The 6,198-nt window shown below is 58.4% G+C and carries 6 protein-coding genes and 1 pseudogene; 6 read left to right on the top strand and 1 reads right to left on the bottom strand.

The window, feature by feature from the left end; genetic code table 11:
- The first annotated feature begins 29 nt into the window (after nucleotides 1-29).
- The 5 genes and pseudogenes from rimO to NW818_RS03440 all read left to right on the top strand — a co-directional run bounded on the left by rimO (nucleotide 30) and on the right by NW818_RS03440 (nucleotide 4,717).
- Nucleotides 30-1,379, top strand: coding sequence for a 30S ribosomal protein S12 methylthiotransferase RimO (rimO, locus tag NW818_RS03460; protein ID WP_414423835.1), 1,350 nt, complete (start codon nucleotides 30-32; stop codon nucleotides 1,377-1,379).
- A gap of 50 nt (nucleotides 1,380-1,429) precedes the next feature.
- Nucleotides 1,430-2,146, top strand: coding sequence for a ribose 5-phosphate isomerase A (rpiA, locus tag NW818_RS03455; protein WP_414418678.1), 717 nt, complete (start codon nucleotides 1,430-1,432; stop codon nucleotides 2,144-2,146).
- 285 nt (nucleotides 2,147-2,431) lie between these two features.
- Nucleotides 2,432-3,769 (top strand): UDP-N-acetylmuramoyl-tripeptide--D-alanyl-D-alanine ligase, encoded by a 1,338-nt coding sequence (locus NW818_RS03450; RefSeq protein WP_414423834.1) that lies wholly within the window; start codon nucleotides 2,432-2,434, stop codon nucleotides 3,767-3,769.
- Between the two features lie 103 nt (nucleotides 3,770-3,872).
- Nucleotides 3,873-4,097, top strand: a complete 225-nt coding sequence (locus NW818_RS03445; protein ID WP_414349794.1) for a DUF3134 family protein — start codon at nucleotides 3,873-3,875, stop codon at nucleotides 4,095-4,097.
- A 288-nt stretch (nucleotides 4,098-4,385) separates the two neighbouring features.
- Nucleotides 4,386-4,717, top strand: a pseudogene (locus NW818_RS03440) (fasciclin domain-containing protein).
- 132 nt (nucleotides 4,718-4,849) lie between these two features.
- Here the strand turns inward: NW818_RS03440 and NW818_RS03435 are convergent.
- Nucleotides 4,850-5,092 carry a hypothetical protein gene (locus NW818_RS03435; RefSeq protein ID WP_011433628.1) on the bottom strand — a complete coding sequence of 81 codons (243 nt, stop codon included), beginning with the start codon at nucleotides 5,090-5,092 and terminating at the stop codon, nucleotides 4,850-4,852.
- Nucleotides 5,093-5,280: 188 nt separating this feature from the next.
- Here NW818_RS03435 and NW818_RS03430 point away from each other — a divergent pair, with 188 nt between their 5' ends.
- Nucleotides 5,281-6,189, top strand: coding sequence for a cyanophycinase (locus NW818_RS03430; RefSeq protein WP_414357386.1), 909 nt, complete (start codon nucleotides 5,281-5,283; stop codon nucleotides 6,187-6,189).
- Nucleotides 6,190-6,198 lie beyond the last annotated feature (9 nt).

Below are 6,198 nucleotides of genomic sequence, written 5' to 3'. Positions count from 1 at the left end.
AGGACTCCGTCCCGCTTACGCGAACAGCGGTGCAGCGTACAAAGGCGTCGGTTGCCGTTTTACACCTGGGCTGCGAGAAAAACCGGGTGGACACCGAGCACATGCTGGGCTTGCTGGCTCAAGCAGGCTACCGGGTGGATGGGGACGAAGAGAGTGCTGACTATGTGATCGTCAATACCTGTAGCTTCATTGAAGCAGCGCGGCGGGAGTCGGTCAGCACCCTGATGGAGTTGGCAGTACAGGGCAAGAAAATCGTTATTGCCGGCTGCTTGGCGCAACACTTCCAAGAGGAGCTGCTGCAGGAGATCCCAGAGGCCGTGGCCTTGGTAGGTACCGGCGACTACCACCAGATCGTCCAGGTGATCGAGCGGGCGGAGCGGGGAGAGCGGGTCAATGCCGTTACTTCCAGCTTGGATTACATTGCCGACGAGACCGTACCTCGCTATCGCACCACCCATGCGCCTGTGGCCTACCTACGGGTAGCCGAGGGCTGTGATTACCGCTGCTCCTTCTGCATCATTCCCCACTTGCGGGGCAACCAACGCTCCCGCTCCATCGAGTCGATCCTACGGGAAGCAGAACAACTGGCCGAAGAGGGGGTGCAGGAGCTGATTTTAATTTCCCAGATCACCACCCACTACGGGATCGATCTCTACGGGGAGCCGCGCTTGGCTGAGCTTATCCGCGCCCTGGGCCAGATCCCCATTCCCTGGATCCGCATGCTCTACGCCTACCCCACGGGCATTACCCCCGCCGTGGTGGAGGCCATTCAAGAGACCGCCAATTTCCTGCCTTACCTGGATCTGCCTTTACAGCACAGCCATCCTGAGATCCTCAAGGCCATGAATCGCCCCTGGCAAGGGCAGGTCAACGACCGGGTGATCGAGCGGCTGCGCCAGGCGTTGCCCAATGCCGTGCTGCGCACCAGCTTTATCGTCGGCTTTCCTGGGGAGACGGAGGAGCACTTCCAGCATCTACTAGACTTTGTCCAGCGCCATCAGTTTGACCATGTGGGGGTGTTTACCTTTTCTCCCGAAGAGGGCACCCCTGCCTACCATCTCCCCCATCAGGTTCCAGAGGCCGTCAAACAGGAGCGCCGCGCCCGTCTAATGCAACTGCAGCAAGGCATTGCCTTCCGCCGCAACCGCGAGCAGGTGGGCCGAGTGGTACCTGTACTTTTGGAGCAGGAAAACCCCAGAACCGGCGAGTGGATTGGCCGCTCCCCTCGCTTTGCCCCCGAAGTGGACGGGGTGGTGTACGTGCGTGGGGAGGGCTCTCTGGGATCCCTGGTGCCGGTGCAGATCACCCGCGCTGAGCCCTATGATCTCTTCGGTCGGGTGGTGGCAGCGCCGGAGGGTTTTAGCTGGAGCGGGCGGTAGCGGTGCAGAGCACTTTGGTAGGATCTTCATCCACGGGAGAGGAGCTGGGAATGACTACCCTTGGCGGCAGCGGGACCGAGTCTCTAGATGATCTGAAACAAGCGGCAGCCCGGGCTGCAGTTCAAAAGGTGCAGTCGGGAATGGTGGTGGGGCTGGGCACGGGATCCACAGCCGCCTTTGCCGTGAGCGCCCTAGCAGAGCGGATGCAAACCGAAGGTCTCCAGATTATCGGCGTGCCCACCTCCGAGCGCACGGCTGAACAGGCCCGCTCCCTGGGGATCCCGCTGGCTACCCTAGAAGAGCAGCCGCGCCTGGATCTGGCCATCGATGGGGCCGACGAGATTGAAGTGGGATCCCTGAACCTGATCAAAGGGGCAGGAGGGGCCCTGTTGCGGGAAAAATTGGTGGAGGCCAGCGCTGCCGAGCTGATCATCATCGCCGATGCCTCTAAAAAAGTCCCGCAGTTGGGCATTCGCTTCCCGGTGCCGGTAGAGGTGGTGCGCTTTGGCTGGAAAACCACCTTGGCGCGGGTAGAGGCTCTGGGGTGCACAGCCACCTTACGGCGGAATGCCAACGGGGATCCCTACTTGACGGACGAGCAGCACTACATCCTCGACTGCCAATTCGGCCCCATGGCGGATCCTGCCAAGATCGCCGATCAACTCAAAGGGACGGTGGGGGTTGTGGAACATGGCCTGTTCATCGGCATGGCCAAAGAGGCAATCATCGCCCTCCCGACTGGGATCGAAACGCTGCAACCCAGCTGACAACTTCCTATACCCAGTCGTGTATTGGCGTTGCCCAGGAACTGGGTTTACAGCTTTTTCCGACTTCATGGGAGTTCCGTAGCCAAGCGGGAGCCTTCCCACGCAAGAGATTGATTGACACTGGCTGTGGTAAGCAACGCTGAAAAAAGCTGTACAGCTATCCCCAACTCCCCTCTCCCCCTGGGAGAGGGGCTGGGGGTAAGGGGGAGCGCTTGGGAAATGTCTCAATCGGGTCTGAAATGACCATAGACGAAGAGGCTGTAGGCGAATTGGAGTTTCTGCCCGATGCTGACCTTACGAACTGTGGCTGACCTGCTGCAAACTCCCCTGCAGGGGGATCCCCATTTGTTGGGTCTTCCCGTCCAAGCCATTTGCACCGACAGCCGCCAATTGCAGCCGGGGTCAGTCTTTGTGGCGCTGCGGGGGGAACGGTTTGATGGACACAACTTTATTCCACAAGCTTTGGCAAGGGGGGCCGTTGCCGTCATCAGCCAGCGTCCGGTGGCTGGGCCCCATTTTCAAGTCTCAGATACCCTAGCTGCCTACCAGCGCATCGCCAGAGGCTGGCGGGAGCAGTTTCCCCCCTCCGTAGTAGCCATCACGGGCTCAGCAGGCAAAACCACCACCAAGGAAATGTTGGCGGCTGCCCTATCCCGCTACGGCACAGTTCTCAAAAGTGAGGCCAACCACAACAACGACATCGGGGTTGCTCAAACCCTGCTCCAGATGCGACCGGAGCATCAGTTTGTGGTTCTGGAAATGGCCATGCGCGGCCCCGGAGAAATTCGCCGCCTGGCTCAGATGGCTCAGCCCACCCACGCCTTGATCACCCATATTGGCACCGCCCACATCGGCAGACTGGGATCCCGCGCGGCCATTGCTGCTGCCAAGTGCGAGCTGCTGCAGGAGCTAGGGCAGGGGGTGGCTCTGCTGAATGGAGAAGATCCCTTGCTGTTGTCTACCGCCGCCAGCCTGTGGTCGGGACAAACCCTTACCTATGGCCTGGATCGGGGGGACTTACGAGGAGAATGGGATCCCCAAGCCCAAACGGTAACTGTGGAGGGCCTAACGCTGCCGGTGCCCTTGCCGGGAAGACACCATGCCCTCAACTGGATGGGAGTGCTGGCTGCTCTGTGCAGCTTGGGGCTGGATTGGGAGCGGCTCCGAGAACCCATTGCTTTGCCTACCCCTCTGGAGGGGCGCAACCGCCATCTCAAGCTGGTAGGAGATGTGGAAATCTGGGACGAAACCTACAACGCCTCGCCGGAAGCGATGATCGCGGCTCTACACCTGCTGGCCCAAACCCCGGGAAAACGGCGCTGGGCCATTCTCGGCCCGATGCGGGAGTTGGGAGAGCATGCGCCTCAGCTCTATGCAGAGGTGGGTCGGGCGGCTGCCCCTCTGGGGCTGGATCGGATCTTGCTCTTGGATCCCGAAGGAGAAATGCAACCGCTGCTCGACCAAAAACCGGCAGCCCAGACAGAACGCTGCGAGGAGGTATCCGAACTGCTGGAAATCTTGCTCCATCACGTGCAAGCCGGGGATCGGCTGCTGTTCAAGGCAGCGCGGGCTGTTGAACTGGAGCGGGTGCTGCACCGCTTTTTGCAGGAGTGGCAGGCATAGGCTAAACTGAGGGATATATCGATGGAAAGCCCGCGTCCCTCGGTTGAGAGGAGATCAATCCAAGCCGAGTTCATTCCTCGTCGATAGCTGCCTTCTGTACGGCATGTACTACCACAATCCCTCTCTGCGCGAAGAACCCCGCGATCAACCGCCAACGGTGGTGCCCTCCCCCAGCAGCCTTTCCATTCTCGATTGGTTGCGCCAGGAAGGCCGGTTGATTGAGCAGCCCATTGAGGTCCCTGAGATGATTTTGGAAGAAGACATCGACGATATCGACGATTTGATCGGGGACGACTACGACGAAGACTTCGAGCCGGAAGAAGAGTAAGCACAACTGCCAGGATTATTACGAGCTCGTTAACTCATTTATCCCTTTGCTCGGCACCGTGAGGGTGTTATTTTTTGTGCTGCCGCTGGATAGACAGCTCGAGCAAACAAAACAGTACAGTCGTTTCAGGTTAGAGTGAGACGCCTGAGCTACCAAGAAAAGTCTTCCAGCCCCGCGCATTCAACGCTTCAGGTGTGGGTGCAGCGTTTTAGTTTGAATCAGAATGACTATAGATGCAGACAAACGTAACTGATCCCTCAGCCTCAAGGGATCCTTTTTCAGCCTGTTTTGGATTGCTCACCACCACCCTGCGATGATTGTTGCAAATCTAACCTTAGTGGAAGATACCCCCGCAGCCTTTGTAAGAAAGCATCTTGGGGCAGTAGAAACATCTTTTTCGGGGACTTTTTTCGATTTCTCACTTACCATGCAGTGCCCGGCAAAGTTCTCTCTACCTCTTTGGAAGCTGGGGAAGTGGTTACGGTCGAGGGATCCCCTGTGGAAATCTCTTTGGCTGATGGTGTCAAGGTCAACGATGCTAATGTGTGACAGCCGACATTGAAGCTTCCAACGGCGTGATCCACGTCATCGACAAGGTGATCCTGCCCCCGCAAAGCTAACCTGTCGGTACTGAGGTTCTAAATCCTGCGGGGTCTAGTCCTCTGGCAGCCCCTGCCCCTAGTGGTGGGGGCTTTGCGTTGTCAGCCCGGCGATACTCAAGGGATCCCTGACCTTGGTCTGCTCTATAGGCTCTATAGGTCGATGCCAACGCTGGAAGCGTAGATCGCCTCCACCGACACGCCGGACACCCGTTGAGGACGCACGATCATGTACTCATTGTCCATTTGCTTGGGCAAGGTGATGAACTCTTCGCCGCCCACCATGAGGTTGTTGATCAATTCCGTGTATTCTCTGGCTTCTTTGACCCGTACCTGCATGGTTTGTCCACCTTCCAGCATGATGTGGACAAGATATCCGTCAGGTTTTCTGGCCATGGATGCTCCTGCTGGGTGAACCGAAGGACGAGACGAGGGGTGTTCTTATGAACATTATTCCCCCTTTCGAGACCCCTAACCAACCCCTGACTCTTCCGTGAAATCTGGAATTGAGCTGCGCCAAACCGAATTCCAAGCCGTAGCATAGTGAAAGTGAAATGTGCCCATTTTAATCTTCCTCGCGCTCCATGCCCCATTTGCCTGATGTTTCTGCCGCCCACCGTGAGCTGGAGTGGAACGGAGTTCCTTCCACGCCGACAAACGACGCCCAACCCCTGAGCCGCCCTACTGTGAAGGATCCCATCACCGCCCGTTCCGACATCATCGCCGTCGGGGGAGCAGAGGACAAGGAAAATGAGCGCCACATCCTTTGGGAATTCTTCCGCCGAGCGGGGGGAAAGTCTGCCCACATCACCATCGTGCCCGCGGCTTCTGGGATCCCGGCGGTGCTGGGGGAGATCTACGCCAACATTTTTCAGCAGATGGGGGCGGCCAGCCTCCAAGTTCTAGATATCCGCAGCCCGATGGAGGCGAGGGATCCCGATAACGTTGAGAAAATCCGCTTCTCCACCGGCATCTACTTTACGGGTGGGGATCAGGAGCGGCTGGCAGAGGTGCTGGCCCACAGCGAGCTGATGGAGGCCATTCGACAGCAGTGGCAGCGGGGGCAGACGGTAATTGCCGGAACCAGCGCCGGAGCTTCTGCGTTGGGGCAGCAGATGATCTCCCGCGGCTACAGCGGAGAACCGCCCACGCCGGCAATTGTAACGGTGAAGACGGGCTTGGGCCTTTTGCCTCGCGTCATCATCGATCAACATTTCCATCAGCGCAATCGCCTGGTGCGGCTGGTTACGGCGGTGGCCCACTATCCCCAATGTTTGGGTATCGGCATTGATGAGAATACGGCGGTGGTGATCCAGGCCAACGATGTGATGGAGGTGATCGGCTTGGGGACGGTGACGATTGTGGACGGGACGCAACTGTACTCGACCGTTCAGGAGGCGGCGGCGGATGAGTATTTTCGGCTGCACAATGCCCGCATTCACTTTTTGCCGCCGGGATCCCGATTCGATCTCAACACCTTGTCTCCACTCTGACTGCTGAAA

The sequence above is a fragment of the Synechococcus sp. R6-5 genome, from assembly GCF_047461775.1.
Lineage (GTDB): Bacteria > Cyanobacteriota > Cyanobacteriia > Thermostichales > Thermostichaceae > Thermostichus.
This window is presented reverse-complemented; position numbering and strand designations above follow the sequence as displayed.